Source organism: Burkholderia sp. IT-111MI5, assembly GCF_949752865.1.
GTDB classification, from domain to species: Bacteria; Pseudomonadota; Gammaproteobacteria; order Burkholderiales; family Burkholderiaceae; genus Burkholderia; species Burkholderia pyrrocinia_C.
Map to the genome: position 1 here is coordinate 256,762 of NZ_CATKIF010000073.1, position 19,973 is coordinate 276,734.

Sequence of the window (19,973 nt, forward strand, 5' to 3'; positions counted from 1 at the left end):
GCATATCAAGGAGATCGACCATGAAGTTGTTCGGAAAACTGTTGTGGACCGGCGCACTGTCGGCGATGGTGGCACTGAGCGCGTCGGCGCTTGCCGATACGAAGCCGACGCTGAAGATCGGCTACGTCGAAGGCTGGGACGACAGCGTTGCCACCTCGAACGTCGCGGCCCGCGTCATCGAGAAGAAGCTCGGCTACCAGGTCAAGCTCGTGCCGGTCGCGGCCGGCATCATGTGGCAGGGCGTCGCGCGCGGCGATCTCGACGCGACGCTGTCCGCGTGGCTGCCGGTCACGCACGGCTCGTACTGGGATGAGTACAAGACCAAGGTCGTCGACCTCGGTGCGAATTTCGCGGATGCGAAGATCGGCCTGATCGTGCCGGACTATGTGAAGGCGAAGAGCATCGACGACCTGAACGCGGAGAAGGGCAGTTTCGGCGGCCGGATCGTCGGCATCGACGCGGGTGCCGGCGTGATGCGCAAGACCGACGAAGCGATCAAGAGCTACGGGCTGAGCTACACGCTGATGCCGAGCTCGGGCAGCGCGATGACGGCCGAGCTGTCGCGTTCGGTCAGCGCGAACAAGCCGGTCATCGTGACCGGCTGGGCGCCGCACTGGATGTTCGCGAAGTGGAAGCTGCGCTTCCTCGAGGATCCGAAGAAGGTGTTCGGCGGCGCCGAGCACGTCGACAGCGTCGCGAATCCGGGCCTCGAAACGAAGGCCAAGCCGGTCGTCGCGTTCCTGAAGAAATTCCAGTGGAAGCCGGGTGAAATCGACAGCGTGATGCTGGCGATCCAGAACGGTTCCAAGCCGGAAGCGGCCGCCGACGCGTGGATCGCGGCGCATGCCGACCGCGTGAATGCGTGGACGGAAGGCGCGCAGTAAGCACTAAATATTCGTCATACGAAGCACCATAAAAATACGCCGGGAATGGCATGCAGGAATCCGAAATAATCGCGGTTTCATGTGGCCATATCCCGGTTTTCTTTTACTGATTCTGCAAAAAAGTGCTTAAGTTGTTACACTACGGCCCTTGTGCGGAGTCATCTGCTTTGCATCGGACCAGAGTAAGCGCTGAAGCGCTAACACTGATCGAGAGGAGGAATTGGATGAGTCAAGCAGGACTGCGTGCGAACAGCACCAGTGACGTTGAGGCAACCATCTCACATGATTCGACGGGCCACACGCTGCATCGTGGCCTGACTTGGAAAGACGCATTCTGGGTAACGAGCGGCGTGCCGGCAGGCGTGCTGTTCACGATCGGCGGCGTATGCGCGACGATCGGCCAGCCCGCGTGGGCGATCTGGATCGCCGCGATCACGATGGGGCTGATCCAAAGCGCGACTTATGCGGAAATATCGGGGCTATTTCCTCATAAATCGGGCGGCGCGTCGGTGTATGGCGCGATCGGCTGGGTGCGTTACAGCAAGCTGATTGCTCCGGTTTCCGTGTGGTGCAACTGGCTTGCGTGGTCGCCGATGCTTGCGCTCGGCTGCGGCCTCGCGGCGAGCTACGCGCTCACGAGCCTCTTCCCCGCCGACGCGGCGGTGCTGCACTGGCAGCTCAAGGTTGCGGATCTCGGGTTCATCAAGCCCGGTCTTTCCCTGCGGATCAACGCGACGTTCATCATTGCGACGATCCTGCTTCTCATCACGTTCAAGCTTCAGCACAGCGGTGCATCGAAGGCTGCGCGCACGCAGCGCATCCTCGGTATCGCGTCGCTCACGCCGCTGTTGATCGTCGGCATCGTGCCGTTCGTCACGGGCGACGTGCCGATGTCGAACCTGCTCCCGCTGCTGCCGCTCGGCCACGACGCGCAAGGCAACCTCACGGCCGCGACCTTCGGCTCGTGGAACGGGCAGGGCGTGACGATGGCGCTCGGCGCGATGTTCATGGCCGGCTGGGCGTCGTACGGTTTCGAGACCGCCGTCTGCTACACGCGCGAATTCCGCGATCCGCGTCGCGATACCGCGAAGGCGATCTTCTGGTCGGGTGCGCTGTGTCTCGTCGTGATGACGCTCGTGCCGCTGGCGTTCCAGGGCGCGCTCGGCACGCAGGCGATGCTCGATCCCGCGATCGGCGACGGCACCGGCGTCGCGGCCGCGATGGCGAAGATCGTCGGCGGCGGCGCATGGGTTGCGAACGCGGTCGTCGTGATGCTGATGCTGTCGATCCTGCTGATCGTGATGACGTCGATGATGGGCTCGTCGCGCACGCTGTACCAGGCATCGGTCGACGGCTGGCTGCCGAAGTACCTGTCGCACGTGAACGAGCACGGCTCGCCCACGCGCGCGATGTGGACCGATCTCGGCTTCAACCTCGTGTTGCTGATGATGTCGGACTACATGACGGTGCTGTCGATCTCGAACGTCTGCTACATGCTGTTCGTATTCCTGAATCTTCAGTCTGGCTGGATCCACCGGATGGATCGCGGCAACTGGGATCGACCGTTCCGCTGTCCGACGTGGCTGCTCGTCGGCGGTGCGATCTGCGGTTATGCGAACCTCGTGTATGTCGGCGCGGGTGCGAACCTGCAGGGCGAAGGCACGCTGCGTAATGGCCTGATCGCGATGCTGCTGATCGTGCCGGTGTTTCTCTATCGGCACTACTGGCAGGACCGCGGCCGGTTCCCCGAGCAGATGCAGCGCGACATGGAGCTCGAGGTGCCGAAGCGCAGCATGTGGTTGAATCTGATGCCTTATGCGGCGCTGATCGGGGCGGGGCTGACGATCTGGTTGTCGTATTACTTTGCGTGGGTGAAGTGAGCAACTGACACGTCGCTCGCCGGGAAAAGATGCCGCACATGGTCCCGGCGGGCACGACACGAAATCGCGCAGCACATGAAACAAGCCCGACCGGTCGCAAGACCGGCCGGGCTTGTTTCATTTCGCGTCCGCGCGCTCAGCCGGCCGGCTCTGCGTCGCTGGCGCGCGTGTCGTCGTCGAGGGTTCGCATGAAGCGCGTCGGCACCATCACGACCGGACGCGGCGTGGCGTCTCCGGCGTCGCCCGCATCGAGCAGCGCGAACGCTTCCGTGATCAGCCGCTGCACGTCCTGCCGCAGCATCGTGACGTCGAACGGCAGGCGCGCGGCGAACGGGTCCCAGTCGAAGCAGCCGACGGCCGTGCGCTGCCAGATGTCCCACGGCAGCTCCGACGCGAAACGCACGAGCCCTTCGAACGAGGTGATCGAATTCGTCAGCATGCCGGCCGGCAGCCGGCCGAGCGTGTCGTAGCGCCGCGCAAGCGCCTCGCGCGCGGCCGCGGGCGCGTAGCCGCAGCGCTCGATCGCGTCGTGCGACGGCGGCGGCAGGCCACGCGCGGCGAACGCGTCGTGAAAGCCCGCGATCCGCATCTCGGTCGCGTATTCGCCGGCGATACCGCCGAGCAGGATCAGTTCGCCGGGCGCATTGCCGCGCGCGAGCATCTTGTCGATCAGAACGTCGGTCAGCGCCCGCGCGCCCGCGCGGTTGTCCGACACGACCGACGGCGCACCGGCTCCCGGCAGGTCGACGTTGATCGACGGGATGCCGGCCGCGTCGCACAGCGCATTGAGCGGTGCCGGGTCGCGCACGCCGGCGATGAACAGCAGTTCGACACGCTGCGCGAGCAGCGTCTGTGCGACGTTCAGCTCGACGTCCGGGTCGCGCTGCGTGCCGACGACGATCGGACACAGGCCGCGCCGGCGCGCTTCGTCCTCGAAGGTTTCGGCGAGCCCCGCGAAGAAGCGGTTGCGGTAGTGCGGAATGACCATGCCCGCCAGCCCCGAGCGCGACAGGCGCAGGCCGCGCGCGCTCAGGTTCACGTTGTAGCCGAGCGCCTTGGCGCTGTCGAGAATGCGCGTGGCCGTTTCCTCGCTGATCCTGTAGCGCGCCCAGTTGCCGTTCAGCACCATGCTGACCGTGGACGTGGACGAGCCGGTTGCTTTCGCGATGTCGTAGATCGTGGACTTGCGTCCGGTAGTCGTGCGGGCCATCTGCGTCGTCGCTCCCCTCGTGTGCGTTCTTGTGTTGATGATGCCGACGGTATGCGTTCCGGGGCGCGATTCCCTATCAGGGTTTTCCCATGCTTTCCGTCGAAGCTAAATGGATTCAGCATACACGAAACGGTTTGCTGAATGGATTTAGCAACTGACCGCCATGCCGGGATTCGGAAGCCCGGCGACGGTCGCCTTCGGATGGAGGAGACATGTCGGTGAATTTCTTGCGCACGGTATGCGCGGGCGTGGCTGCGTTCGCGCTCGCAACGGGCATCGCGTCGGCGTCGCCGGACAAGCCCGTGATCGGGGTCGTCGTGAAGATCGGCGGCATTCCGTGGTTCAACGCGATGGACGCGGGCATCAGGAAGCGCGCCGAGCAGCTCGGCGTGAAGGCGTTCATGGTCGGGCCGACCAGCGCGGACCCGGCGCTGCAGGTGCGTGCGATCGAGGATCTGATCGCGCAGAAGGTCGACGTGATCGGCGTGGTGCCGAACGATGCCGAGGTGCTCGAGCCGGTGCTGCAGCGCGCACGGGCCGCAGGTATCAAGGTGATCACGCACGAATCGCCGAAGCAGAAGAACGCCGACTGGAATTTCGAGCTGGCCTCCGCGAAGGGCTTCGGCGAGGCGTACGCGAAGAACCTCGCCGCGGCGGTGGGCGGCAAGGGCGAATACGCGGTGTTCGTCGGCTCGCTGACGGTGCCGTTGCATAACGCGTGGGCCGACGCGGCGATCGCGTACCTGAAGGCCAACTATCCGGACATGAAGCTCGTCGGCGATCGCTACGGCGTGGCCGAAGATGTGGACGCGTCGCGCAAGACCGCGCTCGACCTGATGCGCGCGCACCCGAACCTGAAGGCAATCCTGGCGTTCGGCAGCCAGGGGCCGATCGGCGCTGCGCGCGCGGTCGCCGAGAAGCAGGCGAAGGGCAAGGTCGTGGTGCTCGGGCCGTTCTCCCCTGGGCAGGGCCGGCGGCTCGTGCACGACGGCGTGCTGAACGGCGGCTACATGTGGAACCCCGCGCAGGCCGGCGAGGTGTTCGTCACGCTCGGCACGATGCTCGCGAAGGGGCAGCCGGTCAAGGACGGCACGACGATTCCGGGGCTCGGCGTCGTGCATCCGGAAGGCCACAACCTGATCGTGAACCAGCTCGTCGAGCTGAACGCGAAAACCGTCGACGATCTCGCGAAGCAGGGGTTGTGAGCGGCAAGCACGCAGGCGCAACGCGCCGTGCGATGAAGTCGTTCGACTCTCCCGAGGTTTCATGGCAGTCCGAACCGGAGCGTAGCGATGATGTCTGCCCATTCCCGTGAATCCGCGGCGTCCGGCCGGGCGAGCCCGCCGCCGGCCGCGTTCGTGGCCGACGCGCCGTTGCTCGAACTCGACAACGTGTCGAAGACGTTCGGTGGCGTGCAGGCGCTGCAGCAGGTGCGATTCGACGTGATGCCGGGCGAAGTGCTGTGCCTGGCTGGCGAGAACGGCTGCGGCAAGAGCACGTTGATCAAGATCGTGAGCGGCGTCCATCGCCCGGAGTCCGGCGCGGTGATGCGCTTCGACGGCAAGCCGGCCGGCGATCTCGATCCGGCACGGGCGCGTGCTCTCGGCATCCAGGTGATCTGGCAGGACCTCGCGTTGTTCCCCGAGATGACGGTCGCCGAGAACATCTCGTTCGAGCAGAACCTCGGCGCGCGTCCACGGCTGGTCGACTACGGGCGGATGAAGGTCGCCGCGCGGCAGATTCTCGCGCGGCTCGGCGTCGAGCTCGATCTCGGCCGGCCGGTGCGCACGCTCACGATCGCCCAGCGGCAGGTTGTCGCGATCGCGCGCGCGCTCGTCGCCGAAGCACGTCTCGTGTTCATGGACGAGCCGACCGCGTCGCTCAGCCATGCGGAGACGCAGGCGCTGCTCGCGATCGTGCGCCGCCTGTCGGCCGACGGCATCGCGGTGGTGTTCGTCAGCCATCGGCTCGCGGAAGTGCTCGACGTGTGCGCGCGCGTGACGGTGCTGCGCGACGGACGTTATGTCGGCACGTTTCCGACGGCAGGGATGACGCAGACGCGGCTCACCGAGCTGATGACGGGGCGCACCTTCGATTACGCGGTGCGCACGACCGACCTGTCGGCCGCGGCCGCGATGCTGCGTGTCGACGGGCTATCGCGGCGCGGCGAATACGAGGCCGTGTCGTTCGAAGTGCGGCGCGGCGAGATCCTCGGCCTGACGGGGCGCCTCGGCGCGGGGCGCACCGAGCTTGCGCTGTCGCTGTTCGGAATGACGCGGCCGGATGCCGGCACGATCGCGCTCGACGGCCGGCCGCTGTCGCTACGCTCCAATCGCGACGCGATTCGCGCGGGCATCGCTTACGTGTCGGAGGATCGCCTGCAACTGGGCCTCGTTCAGCCGCAATCGATCGGCGACAACACGGCGATCGCGGTGCTCGACGATCTGCTCGGTGCAGCCCGGCTGATTTCGCCGCGGCGGCGCGATGCGCTGATCCGCGATTGGGTCGCGCGGCTCGCGGTGAAGATCGGTGGCCCCGACGACGCGGTGTCGACGCTGTCGGGCGGCAACCAGCAGCGCATCGTGCTCGCGAAATGGCTCGCGACGCAGCCGAAGCTGCTGATCCTCGATTCGCCGACGGTCGGCGTCGACGTCGGCGCGCGCGCCGGCATCTTCGCGATCATTCACCGGCTCGCGGCGCAAGGCATGGCGATCGTGCTGATCTCCGACGAGATTCCCGAGGTGTACTTCAACGCGGACCGCATCCTGCACATGCGCGACGGCCGTATCGTCGCCGAGTACGTGCCGGGCGGCACACCGATCGATCGCATCGAGCGAGACGTCCATGCGTAACCCCGGCACATTCGGCATCGGCTCGACCGAAGCGTGGCTGCTCGCGGTGATCGCCGCGATGGCGATCGGCCTCGGCATCGCGACGCCGACCTTCCTGACGCTGCCCAACCTGTTCGACCTGCTCAACCAGAGTGCGGTCAACATCATCTTCGCGGTCGGGCTGCTGATCGTGCTGATCGCGGGCGGCATCGACATTTCGTTCGCAGTCGGCGCGTCGGTGGTGCAGTACCTCGCCGCGCTCACGCTGATGCGGCTCGGCGGCGGCAACTGGGTGCTCGGCTTCGCGGTCTCGGCCGGCTTCGGCATCCTGCTCGGCGCGGTGAACGCGACGATCATCTACCGGTTTCGCGTCGTGTCGATCGTCGCGACGATCGCGACCTTCAACATTTTCTTCGGCGGGCTGATGTTCGTGACGGGCGGCGTGTCGATCTACGACCTGCCCGACTGGTGGACGAATCGTGTCACGCTGGTGCAGGTCGATACGCCGGGCGGCGTCGCATCGCTTGCGCTGCCGGTCGCGGTGATGGCCGCGGCCGTCGTCGCGACGTGGTTCCTGCTGCGGCGCACGACGCTCGGCCGCCAGCTCTACGCGACCGGCGACAACCCGGAAGCCGCGCGACGCGTCGGCATCGATCTCGCGACGATGCATTACGTCGCATACGGCTGGCTCGGGATGATGGCGGGCATCGCGGGCCTGATGCAGGCGCACTACGTGCAGGAGGTCGTGCCGAACGCGCTGTACGGCCGCGAACTGGACGTGCTCGCGGCCGTCGTGCTCGGCGGCGCGCGACTCGGCGGCGGGCGCGGCACGGTGCTCGGCGCGATCCTCGGCATCCTGCTCGTGTCGATCACCGCGAACGGGCTCAACCTGCTCGGCGTGTCGCCGTACGCATTCAAGATGATCGTCGGCGCGGTCATCCTGGTTGCGATCGCCGTGTCGAGCGACGGTGTCGCGCGGCTGGTCGGCTCGCGCTTCCTGTCGCCGCGCGCGAGGACTTGATCATGAGACACGCCGAATCCCGGCGCTTTCCGGCGCTGTCCGTTCCGGCCGACGTGGCCGGCCTGCTGGGTTTTCTCGCGTGCGTCGTCGCGGCGATGAGCGTCGCGTCCGATCGTTTCCTGACGGGCGGCACGTTCGCGTCGATCGCGTTCCAGCTCCCGGAGCTCGGCCTGTTCACGCTGGCGATGCTGATGCCGCTGGTGTCCGGCGGCTTCAATCTCGCCGTCACGTTCACCGCGAATATCGCGGGGTTGGCGATGGCGTGGGTGATTCAGTCGCACGGCGGCCCGGAGGCAGGCATCGCGACGGTCGCGCTCGGCATCGCCGCGGCGCTCGCGACGGGCGCCGCGGCCGGCTGGCTGATCGGCGCGGTGATCGCGCATACGGGCGCGAGCCCGATCCTCGTGTCGCTGTCGGCGATGATCTTCCTGCGCGGTCTCGGCGAATTCCTGACGCGCGGCGGCGACATCTCCGGGTTTCCGCCGGTCGTCCGCGCGATGGGCAACGGGCTGTGGCTCGGCGTGCCGGCGCCGCTGTGGATCTTCGCGGGCTGCGCGCTGCTGTGGCATGTCGTGATGACGTATTCGCGGCTCGGCTTCGTCACGCGGATGATCGGCTCGAACGCGGAAGCAACGCGCTATTCGGGTATCTCGACCACGCGGGCGATCACGCGCATCTACATGCTGTCGGGGCTGATGTGCGGCGTGGCCGGCGTCGTGATGCTGTCGCGCTTCAACTCGGTGCGCGTCGGTCACGGCGAGGCGTTCCTGCTGATCTCGGTGCTCGCCTGCTTTCTCGGGCGCGTCGATCCGTTCGGTGGGTTCGGTCGCGTCGCGCCGGTCGTGATCGCGCTCGTGATCCTGCAGGTGATCGCATCGGGCCTCAACCTGCTCGGCGCGAGCCAGCACCTCGCGACTGCGCTGTGGGGTGCGTTCCTGCTCGCGGTGATGCTGGTGCGCTGGGCCTGGGCCCGACATGCATCGCGGCCGCGCAATCGCAATCGAATCGCGGCGCCGACGCTCGGCGGCGGCCTCGAACCCCCTCAACGGAAGGAGACGAAATGAACAAGCTTGGCGTACATGCGCTGGTCTGGGAGGCCGGCTGGAGCCGCGACGCATGCGCGCGCGCGATCGCGAATACGGCCGAGACGGGTTTCGATTTCATCGAGGTGCCCGCGCTCGATCCCGATTCGATCGACGCCGCGTTCACGCGGCGCGAACTCGAACGGTACGGTCTCGGCATCACGTTCTCGCTCGGGCTCGATGCGGAATCCGACATTTCGAGCGGCGATGCGCAGAAGGCCGCGCGCGGCAAGCAAAAACTCGAGGCCGCGCTGCGTGTCGCGCGCGACTGCGGCGCGACGCACGTATGCGGGATTCTGTACTCTGCATTCCAGAAGAATTTCACGCCGACGACGGCCGCCGGCGTCGCGATGTCCGCCGACATCCTCGCGCAGGTGGCGGACACGGCCGCGCAAAGCGGCATCACGCTCGGGCTCGAAGTCGTGAACCGCTACGAGTCGAACGTGCTCAACACCGCATCGCAGGGTGTCGAGCTGTGCCGGCGCATCGGCCGGCCGAACGTGAAGGTGCATCTCGACACGTATCACATGCATATCGAGGAATCGGACGTGACGTCGGCGATCCGCGACACCGGCGAGCAGCTCGGCTACGTGCACATCGGAGATTCGCATCGCGGGTATCTGGGATCGGGCAACGTCGATTTCACCGCGGTGTTTCGTGCGCTGGTGTTCAGCGGCTATACGGGGCCGATCACGTTCGAGAGTTTCTCGTCGCGCGTCGTCGGCCAGCCGCTCGAAGGCATCCTCGCGATCTGGCGCAACCTGTGGGAAGACAGTCACGATCTCGCAGCGCACGCGCTGGCCTTTACGCGCGTGCAGCTCAAGTCGGCGCGCGAGGCGCTGAAGCAGGCCGAACGGAGCCGGCTGCCGTAAGCGGCGCGGCGGCGGGCGCGCATCGCATCGACTGCGAGGTGGTGGCCGCGCATCTGCTGCGCACGCAGCGGGCGGCGCGGCGCGTGGTCGCGATGGGCGGCGCGCCGGGCGCCGGCAAGAGCACGTTCGTCGAACGGGGCTGTGCGCGTGCATCGATGACGACGCGCCCGGGCTCGCGTCCATCGTCGCGATGGACGGCTTTCATTACGACGACCGGGTGCTGGGCGCGCGCGGCGACCGCGCGCGCAAGGGTGCGCCGCATACGTTCGACGTCGACGGCCTTGCGACGTTGCTTGCGCGTTTGCGCGCGGACGACGGCCGCGATATCGCGGTGCCCGTGTTCGACCGGTCGCTGGAGATTGCGCGGGCCGGTGCGAACGTCGTGCCGGCGTCGGCCCGTCTGATTCTGGTCGAAGGCAACTACCTGCTGCTCGGCGATGCGCCGTGGGATCTGCTGCATGCGTCGTTCGGCGTGACCGTGATTCTGGACGTGCCGCGCGCGACGCTCGTCGAGCGGCTGACCGCGCGATGGCGCGGTTACGGGATGGACGACACGGCGCTGTGCGCGAAGATGGACGGCAACGATCTCGTCAATATCGATACGGTGCTGTCACGCAGCGTACGGGCGGATTTCAGCGTCGACAACGGCTGAGGGGGCGGCGAAGAGCGGCCTGCTTTGCGTGCACCGCTGACGGATACGCCACCGTCCGATGCGACAAGTTCCGGTCATGGTGCGGCGCCGCGCGGACGGGCGTGGCGCTGATCCTCAACAACCTGTACTGCGGCACCGGGTGCGGTGAATCGGCACGGCGCTTTCGCGCGTGCCGTCGGCGTCGCATGACGGACGGTCGATCCCGCTTGCAGCGTACCGGCTTTACGAAAACACCACCGTGCGATCGCCGTTCAAAAACACCCGACGCTCGATGAACGCCTTCACCGCGCGCGAGCGAGCGTGATGCTTTCGATATCGCGCTCCACCGCGAGCAGCTGCTCGGACCGCAGCTATTGTTCGGCCTTTGTACTTGATCGAATAGATGTTGACGTGCGGTCGGACAAGCGATGCAGGTATGTCACCGGTAAGTCTGCCAGGGGGTTTTTTGAGATGTTCGTTGGGGATAGCATCTGCGAATTGCTGACAGTCATGTTGACAAACGCACAACGCAAGACTCGTTCTCGTCATGGATCCCCATCTGCTTGCTGCTTACAATCGAGAGTTGCTTTACCTGCAGGAGTTAGCGGGGGAGTTCGCCGATGCACATCCAAAAATCGCCAAACGATTGGGCATGCACGCTGGTGAGATCGGCGACCCGTTTGTCCAGAGATTGATTCAATCGGCGAGTTTCGTAACAGCCCGGCTGCAACTCAAGCTGGATGCCGAGTTTCCGGCGTTCACCGAGCGGCTGCTCGAAACGATCTATCCGAATTATGTGTCGCCGACTCCCGCGATGGCGGTGGCCCGCCTTTTTCCCGACGACAGCCAAGGCAATCTTCTCGAAGGATTCAGGGTGCCGCGTGGCACGGAATTTTCGAGTCGCGTGCCGGATGGCGAGCATACGGCCTGCACGTTCCGCAGCGGCCAGGATGTCACGCTGTATCCGTTGCAGATCGTCGGCGCAAAGCTCACCGGCGTGCCGCCCGATATTCCGTCGCTGGATCGCTACGTGCCCGCAGGCCGGTCAGTGTGCGGCGCACTGCGCCTCACGTTACGCACGACGGGCGAAGCGAGGTTCGACGATCTGCGAGAGCTGGACCGGTTGCCGGTCTATCTGGCGGGTGACGAACGCGTGGCGTCCCACCTCTTCGAGTTGATCCATGCCAGTGCGTTGGCGTCGATCACGGGGATGCCGAACTGTTTCGGCGATGCAGAGCGACCGTTGAGTGTCGTTGCCGAGCAGGCGGTTGGCTACGAGGGGGTGAACGTCGGTGATGGCCTGCTGCCGCTGGTGTGGCCCAAGTTTCACGGCCATAGCCTTCTTCACGAGTTTGCAGTGTGCCCGGCTCGTTTCTGGTTCTTCACGCTGAAGGGGCTCGGCCGGGGGCTGCGACACGTAACAGGTCGAGAAGCCGAGATCGTTGTGTTGCTGGATCGCTTCGACAGCACGTTGGCTGAGCACGTCGATGCGTCCCGTTTTGCACTCTTCTGTACACCGATCATCAACCTGTTTCGCCGCAAGGCCGACCCTGTCGAAATTCCCCGCACGGATGGGGAGATTCGGCTGCAGGCCGACAAGCAGCACGGATTCGATTACGAGGTGTTTGCCGTCGAAGCTCTGCACGGCTTTGTCAGTAAAGGCGTGGCATCGCTCGAATTCCGGTCGCGGTACCGGTCGCTCACCGACGACGAAACCAATCACGGACGCTATTTCACGGTTCGCCGTGAGCGCCGCACGACGAATGATTCTCGCCGCCGGTACGGTGCTCGTGCGATGTATGTCGGCACGGAAGTCTTCGTGTCGCTTGTTGATCAGGACGAGCGGCCGTATCGCGAGCCAATGAAATATCTGTCGGTGGATGCATGGCTGACAAATCGCGATTTGCCTAACCTGCTGGATGTGGATGGTGTCGCCGACCTGACGGTCGGCTTGTCTGCACCGATACGCAGTGTGGGTCTGATTCGGGCCCCCAGTCTCGCGCGCGCACCGTTGGCACAGGGTGAGGTCGCATGGCGCTTGATACGCCAACTGAACCATAGCTGCGACATGTTCGAGGACGGCGCTGGGTTGCGTGACATGCTGATGCTATTTGCTACCGACGACGATGCGCGATACAGACGCCAGATCGACAGCCTGACTGGTGTCACAGCCCGCGCCGTTACCCAAAAACTGCCGGGTCATGGCCCGCTGCGATTCGGGCGCGGGATCGAGTGCGCGTTCACGGTGGATGAAGCCGGGTTGGACGGCATCAGCCCCTATCTGTTCGGGCTGATTCTCGAACACTATGTGGCGCGTCACGTTTCGACACATTCTTTTACGCGGTCCGTGTTGCACTCGGTGCAGCGGGGAGAACTGATGCGCTGGCCTGTACGGACGGGCACACGCGGTACGGTTTGATTCACGACGGACACGTTTTCATGCAGTCTGTCTGCTGCGCAGAACAAATATTGGCTTAACGGGGGCGGTAGGCATGGTGAGCTTCAAGACGAACCGAACCTTTTCGGTGAGTGGTCCGGCTTTGCCGGAAACGGTAACTGGCATTCCCTTGTTGTATCTGAGTGCGATCAACGGTTCGGAAAAACTTTCTACGCTGTACCAGTATGAGTTGTGGTTGACGACGCCAGCCGATCCGCTGCTGCCTGCTGACGTACTGGCCAATCTGAACCTGAAGGCGATGCTCGGCAAGGAGCTGACCGTTTCGATCCAACTGGACGGCATGGGCTCATTCACCCAAGGTCTCACCGGCAATGCAGGGGTCTCCAATCTTGGCGCTGGAATACGTGAAGTCAGCGGGATCGTGACAGCCGCCAGCTACGTGGATCGGTTGAATCGCCAGTATCGTTACCGGATCGTACTGGAACCGTGGTTTGCGTTGGCGCGCGAGCGAACCGACTACCGCATCTTCCAGCGAAAAAGCGTGCTGGACATTCTGCGCGACGTGTTCGGCACCTACCTGTATTCATTCGAGATGCGGGTTGGCAGTACTTACAAGCCGCTGCACTATCAAGTCCAATACGGTGAAAGTGATTTCGCGTTCGCTCAGAGATTGATGGAGGAGCACGGTATCACGTGGTTCTACGAGCATTCGGGCGGTGTGCATCGACTGGTGTTGGTCGATGGTCCGGGCGCGCATCGACCGGTGGACAGCATCGCCTACCAGACACTTGCGTATTATCCACCCGGTCACAAGATCGACCGCGAGCACGTCGATCACTTCGAGGCTACCGAAAGTTTGCAATCGGGCGTATGGACTACCGACGATTTCGATTTCGAGAAGCCCGGTGCAAAGTTGACCGCGCAGGACAGCTTGCCACGCGAAACCGCGCACAATCAGCTTGAACGTTACGAGTGGCCGGGGGATTACACCGATCCCGAGGACGGAAATGCGTTTGCCCGTGTGCGGATGGAAGAGCTCCACGCCCAAGGCGAGCGCGCCATAGGAAAAGGCAATCTGCGCAATGTGGTGTGCGGGACGACCTTCATGCTGACAGGACACCCGCTGACGAGCGCTAACCGCGAATACCTGGTCATCAGTTCGGAGCTGGATGCGAAGGAAACCGGCGAAACGACTGGCTTCTCGACCTACGATATCCGCTGCGTGTTCGCCGTGCAGTCGTCGACGACCGTGTTCCGTCCGCCACGCATGATCCGGAAGCCCCGCACGCGCGGCCCGCAAACCGCGATCGTGACCGGCCCCGAGGGCTCGGAGATCTGGACCAACAAGAACGGTGAGGTGACGCTGAAGTTCCACTGGGACCGTTCACCGGTGATGGACCAGAATTCGTCATGTTGGGTGCGGGTGTCATACCCATGGGCCGGGAGCAACTTCGGTGGGATTCACATTCCGCGAGTCGGTACCGAGGTCATCGTCGATTTCGAGAACGGCGATCCTGATCGCCCGATCGTAACGGGTCGTGTCTACAACGCGCAGACGATGCCGCCTTGGGGGCTGCCTGGCAACGCAACACAGAGCGGGATTCTGACTCGTTCGACCAAGAACGGCGGCTATGGCAATGCGAATGCGATCCGCTTCGAGGACAAGAAGGGCGCGGAGCAGGTATGGATTCAGGCGGAACGCAATCTCGATACCGTGGTGGAAGCCGACGAAACGCATACGGTGGGGCACGATCGCACGAAGAAGGTGGGCCATGACGAGATCGCTCATATCGGGCGGCACTGGAAATTGTCGACAGGCGGCTACAAGTTCGAGACGGTGACGCTGGCATCGGTGAAAAGCGTCGGCATGGGCGCGATGCTCAATGTCGGGATGGCATACAACGTCAATATAGGTGGTCTGTATCTCCGCAACGTCGGGCTACACATGGCGAGCACGGTGGGCCAGAGTCGTAGCGATCGCGTGGTTCAGGACTGGACTGCCGACGTGGGGCATACCTACACGGTGACGGTGCGCGGCAAGGCAGTGGGCGATGCGGTGAAAGGCGATCAAGCGAACCCGATCGAGCCGTCGCCGGACTTTGCGCCACAACTGCCAGCGCTGGTGTCGAGTTCGAATGCGAATCAGCTGCGCATAACTGACACGGGTGACAGCAGTCTGTCGGGCGCGAAGCAAGCGCAATTAGCCGGGCCGGGCGGGACGGTGACGATCGACGAGTCGGGCATTCACCTCAGAGGTATGGCCATCTACCTGCAGGCACCGACGATCAGCATGACGAGCGGAAGTGCAGGGAGTCTCGCGCCCGTGACCGAAGCCGATTGTGCGGAATGTGCAAAGAAGACCGTCAGCGCCAATCCGGTCGATATAGCGACGGGTCAGAAAATTCTGTTCCACACCGACTTTACATTACCGGGGCGGGTGCCGATCGACTGGCATCGTAGCTATCGGAGTGCAGACCAACGCACCGGCAGTCTGGGTGTAGCGTGGAAACTCCCTTATGCGACCGAGGTGCGCACCGACACGGCCGGCCTGATCTATTTCGATTCAGATGGGCGCCAGTTGCGGTTCCCGATGATGAACCCCGGCGAAGAACATTTCCATCCGATCGAAAAGCTCACGCTGGCGCGCGGCGAAGACAATGCGACGGGCGCGGCTTACGTGCTGCGCTTCGGGAGCGGTACTGAAGAGCACTATGCACCACATCCGACCGATGGGACTCGCTGGCAGCTTCAGCGCATAACGACGCTCGACGGCGAGAACCTGACACTCGGCTACACGTCGCAAGGCTGGCTCGAAACAGTGCGCAACAATCGCCATACGGTGCGCTGCACGCTGGATGACACGGGCCGCATAAAAACCGTGCTGCTCGATCAAGGGTGGGGCAATACATCGCTGCATCTGGCGAGCTACACGTACGACGAACATGGCGATCTGGTGGAGGCCACCGACCGAGCGAACCTGATATGGCGCTATGGGTACGAACATCACCTGTTGACCAAGTACCGGACGCCGGCCGGGGCGATGCACGTGTCGGAATGGAGCGATGACACACCGAACGCCTATTGTTTGCGTACGTACGCATACACGAAAGACGCCAACGACCGGCAGATCGTCACGCGCGATACGCGTTTCGATTACCTGCCGTCGCTGCGTATCACTCGCGTGACCAATGGGTTGGGCCACACGACCGAGTATCACTACAACGGTCTATGGGCGGTCGAAAAAGTCGTGCATCCGGACGGCAGCATCGAGCAAACGCACTTCGACGAAACGGGCAGCGTATCGGGCTTTATCGACGGGCTTGGCCGTACGACTCGCATGGTGAACGATGCGCGCGGCAATCCCACGTCGGTGATTGATCCGGCTGGTCAGGTGACGCGGATCCGCTATAACGACCTGAACCTGGCCGAGCAGATCACCGATCCGGCCGGCCAGGTCTGGCAGCGCAGCTACGATGCTGCCGGGCACCTCGTTAGCGAGACCGATCCGCTGGGCCATGCGACCAGCTATGCGTACGAGAACGGCTTGCCGGTCACCCGTACCGATGCGCTCGGCAACGTGATGAAGATGCAGTGGGACGAGGCCGGGCAGCTCGTTGCGCGCACCGACTGCTCGGGACACACGACCGCTTACGCGTACGATCAGTTTGGCCAGTTGACCGAAACCACCGATGCGTTGGGGCAGGTCACGCGGCAAAGCGGCAGTTTGTCCGCCCGGATGACGGCGGTGCAGCCACCCGGCATGGGGTGGTGGAAGGTCGAATACGACGAGGCGGGCCGGGCTATAGCGCGTACCGATCCGCTTCAACGGGTCACGCGTACCGAATGGGATGCCTACGGGCAACGGATCCTGATCGTCGATCCGGCTGACGGGAACCAACGCTTCGAATACGACACGATCGGGCGGCTGACGAGGTTGACCAATGCGAACGGCGAAGCGACGACATTCGGCTATGACGGCCGACATCGGCTGACGGAACAGATCGGCTTCGATGGGCGCCGGCAGAGCTTCCGATACAACGCCGCCGGGGAGCTCGTTGAACGGATCGATCATGGCCAGGACGGCCAGATCACGACGCATGTCGTCTACGATGCGCTGGGCCGTCCGGTGGAGCGGCGATCGAGCGATGGTAGTCAAGCAAGCTACCGGTACGATGCCCGGAGCTTGTTGACGCAAGCGCAGGCGCTGTCTCCGGGGCGCGCACCGGTGCAGGTCACCTACGAATATGACGCGGCGGGGCGCCGCACGGCTGAGGTGCAGGCTCATCACGGCAGGGTCTGGCGACTCACGCACGGAGTGGACGAGATCGGCAACCGGAGCTGGACGAACGTGCCGGACGTCGGGTCGCTGGTCTGGCAGAGATATGGGTCGGGTCACGTGCACGGGATTTTGCTGGACGGCGATCCACTCGCGAGCTTCGAGCGCGACGCATTGCACAGGGAGAGCCAGCGGACGCAAGGGCTGGCGAAGCATCACTTCGGATACGGTGAGAACGGTCTGCTGGCAGCACACCGTTGGCAGAACCTCGATGTGCGCGGGCAGGCGGTGGAACGTTTGCGTCCGTGGAGGGCGTGGGAATACGACCGTGCAGGCCAACTGATTGGTCTCAACGACGCGTGGCGGGACAAGAAGACCTATCAATACGACGCGCTGTCGCGCTTGACGCAGGTCACGGCAGCAAGCGGCCCGGAGGCGTTTTACTACGACCCGGCAGGCAATCTTCTGGCGGCGGCACCTGGGGAGAGCCGTATGCAGGCGTGGAAGGCGAACGGTGACCGCTTGCTGCGCTTCGCGCCGCAGACACGTCCGGATCGCCCCGTGGACTACACGTACGACGGTCACGGCAATCGGATCGCGCGGACTGTGCCGTTGCCACTAGAGCCCGAATTGACGGAAGCGGAAAAGCGCAGCCAACGCGGCACGGACAATTTCCTGAGGGTGATGGAGGTGCTGACAGGCACGCCGAAATATGAGGAACCCAAAGAGCAACCGGAGGTGACGAAATACCGTTACGACGGAACGCACCAGCTGATCGCGATCGAGCACGCAAACGGCGGACGGACCGACTACGAATATGACGCGCTGGGTCGACGGGTCGCGAAGCATCACATGCGCCCCGATGGCGAGACGCAAACGACAGTGTTCATGTGGGACGGCGACTGGATGCTGCAGGAAACCCGGATTGGGCGAGGCTCGTATGAGGACAAAACGGTGACCTACGTGCCGCACCCGGATCACGAAGGTCCGCTGACACGGCTGGCGGATGGCCGTGCTTGGCACTACGTGACGGATCATCTAGGCACGCCGCAGGAACTGTATGACGAGCAGCGTGAGGTGGTGTGGGCGGCGGATTTCAGTGCATATGGGCGCATGGCGCATAGACTGGCGCATGCAGTAGACAACCCGATTCGGTTCCCTGGGCAGTATTTCGATGCGGAATCGGGGCTGCATTACAACCGGTTTAGATACTATGATCCGCAGACTGGAAGATACTTGACAAAAGATCCTATTGGATTGGGTGGTGGGATTAATGAATTAATTTATGTTGAGGCCAATCCGATTAATGGCATAGATCAACTTGGTTTATTTCAAATGTGCTACCGATCATTGCAGATGCCGTTACCATATGCTCGTCATTGCTATGCAAGATTTTCAGACGGAACAACGTCGAGTTTCGATCCGAGTGGTGTTCATCCCGACCCTGCGCCAAATAGGTCAGGCACTATGTGCACGACTCAGAGGAATAACGAAAAAGATGATTGCATTAAGAGGGCGATGCAGCAATGCGAAGGTGAAAATTATAGCTTTACGAAATTTAATTGCTGTCACTGTGTTGAGCAAGCAATGAAGGAGTGTGGGGTTTCTATTCCGCGGTCTGCTTGGCCAAATTACCCAATTAACCCTGGTCCGCAACCGAGTGAAGCAGGTTACACCCCCTATCCAATATACGACTCTGGGTTGGGAGGAAAGTAGCGTGCGGGAATATAAATTTTGTTTGATCGGATTTTTTCTGATTGTGGTGTTTTTTGCGCTGTCTGAATTTTTCAATTCTCTAGGGGGGTATCAATTTAAAAGGATTGGTTTAAGTTCGGATTGTGTTTTGGTATTGCTGTGGGGAATTCCATGTGTGGCGACATTTCTGGTCTCTCGGTATTCGTCGGGGTGGATTGGCTTTGTGGGTTTTGTTTATTTGATATTAATTCCAGTCCTTGCTGTAATAATCCAGGTGACTAAGGAGGCGCTTGGGTTTTCCATTGATTTTCCTGGGGTGCGAGGAGCGTCGATTGTATTCGGGATTTATTTTGTTTTGTCGGTGGTTCCGGTGTCTATTGGATTTATTTTGGGTCGATATTTAAATTAATTGGTGTCCGCTTTGTGCTGACGGCGCAGGCGGTGTGGGAGGATGCTATCAAACTGCTGTTGCTTCTTGCTGCGTAAATGTGTGATGAATGCGGGCCGATTGTATAGTGCCGGTGCATTGAAATTGGCCGCCGCAGTTCCGCCGCGCAAAGCTGTAGCGGGACGAATCGTGACCCCAGAAATTTTAGAATTTCGCCCGCTAGATATTATTTCTGAAAATGAAATGCAGTATGGTGTTTACGGGTTGCATAATAATATGTCTACTGCTAATAAAAATACAAATAACTATCAGTGCTTTTGGGCTAAGCAAAAAATATGTTCTTAAACCAAATCGGCTGACGGATTTGGCGGTAACGGTTGAAGAGTTTGTGAATTGATTGGAGGGGATCGTGAAATATTTCAGCGCCGCAAATGATGTAAAGGTGGGCGACAGTGTTCTCGTCGAAGACAATGTCGATGGGACGGTTGTTTGCGATTTCGACCACAGCCAATTTTTGCATGGGTATGAGGATTGGGCGCCAAGTCTCGGTGTCGTAACCGATGGAGTGCCAACGAAAGGGTTTTTGATAAAAACTAAAAAATATGGATTGATTAATTATGAAGATGAGGATGAGTCTATTAAATTCATTAAATCGCTCGATGATTAGGGTGGCATATTTTTAACTTCAGCCAACAATCCATCGCCCGTGCTTCGTGATCTGGCGCTGTAGGATTGCACCGAGACATCGCGTCTGTCGGACGGAAAGGCGTGGCATTACGTGACGGATGATTAGGAATTTTCTATG

General features: G+C 62.5%; 13 protein-coding genes and 1 pseudogene. 12 read left to right on the forward strand and 2 right to left on the reverse strand.

The window, feature by feature from the left end; genetic code table 11:
* Positions 1–20 precede the first annotated feature (20 nt).
* Both ACM6JT_RS35550 and ACM6JT_RS35555 read left to right on the forward strand, forming a co-directional pair.
* The gene (locus tag ACM6JT_RS35550) at positions 21–884 is read left to right on the forward strand and encodes a glycine betaine ABC transporter substrate-binding protein (protein WP_034180741.1); all 864 of its coding nucleotides are present in this window, start codon (positions 21–23) and stop codon (positions 882–884) included.
* Positions 885–1,108: 224 nt separating this feature from the next.
* Positions 1,109–2,764 carry an APC family permease gene (locus ACM6JT_RS35555; RefSeq protein ID WP_034180740.1) on the forward strand — a complete coding sequence of 552 codons (1,656 nt, stop codon included), beginning with the start codon at positions 1,109–1,111 and terminating at the stop codon, positions 2,762–2,764.
* A gap of 136 nt (positions 2,765–2,900) precedes the next feature.
* On the opposite strand, the gene ACM6JT_RS35560 is transcribed toward ACM6JT_RS35555, so the two are convergent.
* The gene (locus tag ACM6JT_RS35560) at positions 2,901–3,974 is read right to left on the reverse strand and encodes a substrate-binding domain-containing protein (RefSeq protein WP_414858231.1); all 1,074 of its coding nucleotides are present in this window, start codon (positions 3,972–3,974) and stop codon (positions 2,901–2,903) included.
* 212 nt (positions 3,975–4,186) lie between these two features.
* Between ACM6JT_RS35560 and ACM6JT_RS35565 the strand changes: the two genes are divergently transcribed.
* From ACM6JT_RS35565 to ACM6JT_RS35590, 6 genes are all read left to right on the forward strand, one after another.
* Entirely contained in the window at positions 4,187–5,179 is a 993-nt protein-coding gene (locus tag ACM6JT_RS35565; RefSeq protein ID WP_414858232.1) for a substrate-binding domain-containing protein, read from the forward strand.
* An 87-nt stretch (positions 5,180–5,266) separates the two neighbouring features.
* Positions 5,267–6,826: a sugar ABC transporter ATP-binding protein gene (locus ACM6JT_RS35570; RefSeq protein WP_414858233.1), complete on the forward strand. Its 1,560-nt coding sequence runs from the start codon at positions 5,267–5,269 to the stop codon at positions 6,824–6,826.
* Positions 6,819–7,826: an ABC transporter permease gene (locus ACM6JT_RS35575; protein ID WP_414858234.1), complete on the forward strand. Its 1,008-nt coding sequence runs from the start codon at positions 6,819–6,821 to the stop codon at positions 7,824–7,826. Before ACM6JT_RS35570 ends, ACM6JT_RS35575 begins: the two co-directional genes overlap by 8 nt.
* A gap of 2 nt (positions 7,827–7,828) precedes the next feature.
* Entirely contained in the window at positions 7,829–8,890 is a 1,062-nt protein-coding gene (locus ACM6JT_RS35580) for an ABC transporter permease (protein ID WP_414858235.1), read from the forward strand.
* Positions 8,887–9,780, forward strand: a complete 894-nt coding sequence (locus ACM6JT_RS35585) for a sugar phosphate isomerase/epimerase family protein (RefSeq protein WP_096475552.1) — start codon at positions 8,887–8,889, stop codon at positions 9,778–9,780. The genes ACM6JT_RS35580 and ACM6JT_RS35585 overlap by 4 nt, the downstream gene beginning before the upstream one ends.
* A 190-nt stretch (positions 9,781–9,970) precedes the next feature.
* On the forward strand, positions 9,971–10,432 hold the full coding sequence (locus tag ACM6JT_RS35590) for a nucleoside/nucleotide kinase family protein (protein ID WP_414858236.1): 462 nt from the start codon (positions 9,971–9,973) through the stop codon (positions 10,430–10,432).
* 222 nt (positions 10,433–10,654) lie between these two features.
* Here the strand turns inward: ACM6JT_RS35590 and ACM6JT_RS35595 are convergent.
* A pseudogene (locus ACM6JT_RS35595) lies at positions 10,655–10,779 on the reverse strand (formyltetrahydrofolate deformylase); the annotation flags it as partial.
* 179 nt (positions 10,780–10,958) lie between these two features.
* On the opposite strand from ACM6JT_RS35595, the gene tssF reads away from it, so the two are divergent.
* From tssF to ACM6JT_RS35615, 4 genes are all read left to right on the forward strand, one after another.
* Complete coding sequence (tssF, locus tag ACM6JT_RS35600) at positions 10,959–12,830, forward strand: type VI secretion system baseplate subunit TssF (protein ID WP_414858237.1); 1,872 nt, start codon at positions 10,959–10,961, stop codon at positions 12,828–12,830.
* Positions 12,831–12,903: 73 nt separating this feature from the next.
* Positions 12,904–18,801, forward strand: a complete 5,898-nt coding sequence (gene tssI, locus ACM6JT_RS35605) for a type VI secretion system tip protein TssI/VgrG (protein WP_414858238.1) — start codon at positions 12,904–12,906, stop codon at positions 18,799–18,801.
* Position 18,802: 1 nt separating this feature from the next.
* A complete protein-coding gene (locus tag ACM6JT_RS35610; protein ID WP_414858239.1) occupies positions 18,803–19,189 on the forward strand; it encodes a hypothetical protein in 387 nt (128 codons plus the stop codon).
* A gap of 388 nt (positions 19,190–19,577) precedes the next feature.
* Positions 19,578–19,835: a hypothetical protein gene (locus tag ACM6JT_RS35615; RefSeq protein ID WP_414858240.1), complete on the forward strand. Its 258-nt coding sequence runs from the start codon at positions 19,578–19,580 to the stop codon at positions 19,833–19,835.
* Positions 19,836–19,973 lie beyond the last annotated feature (138 nt).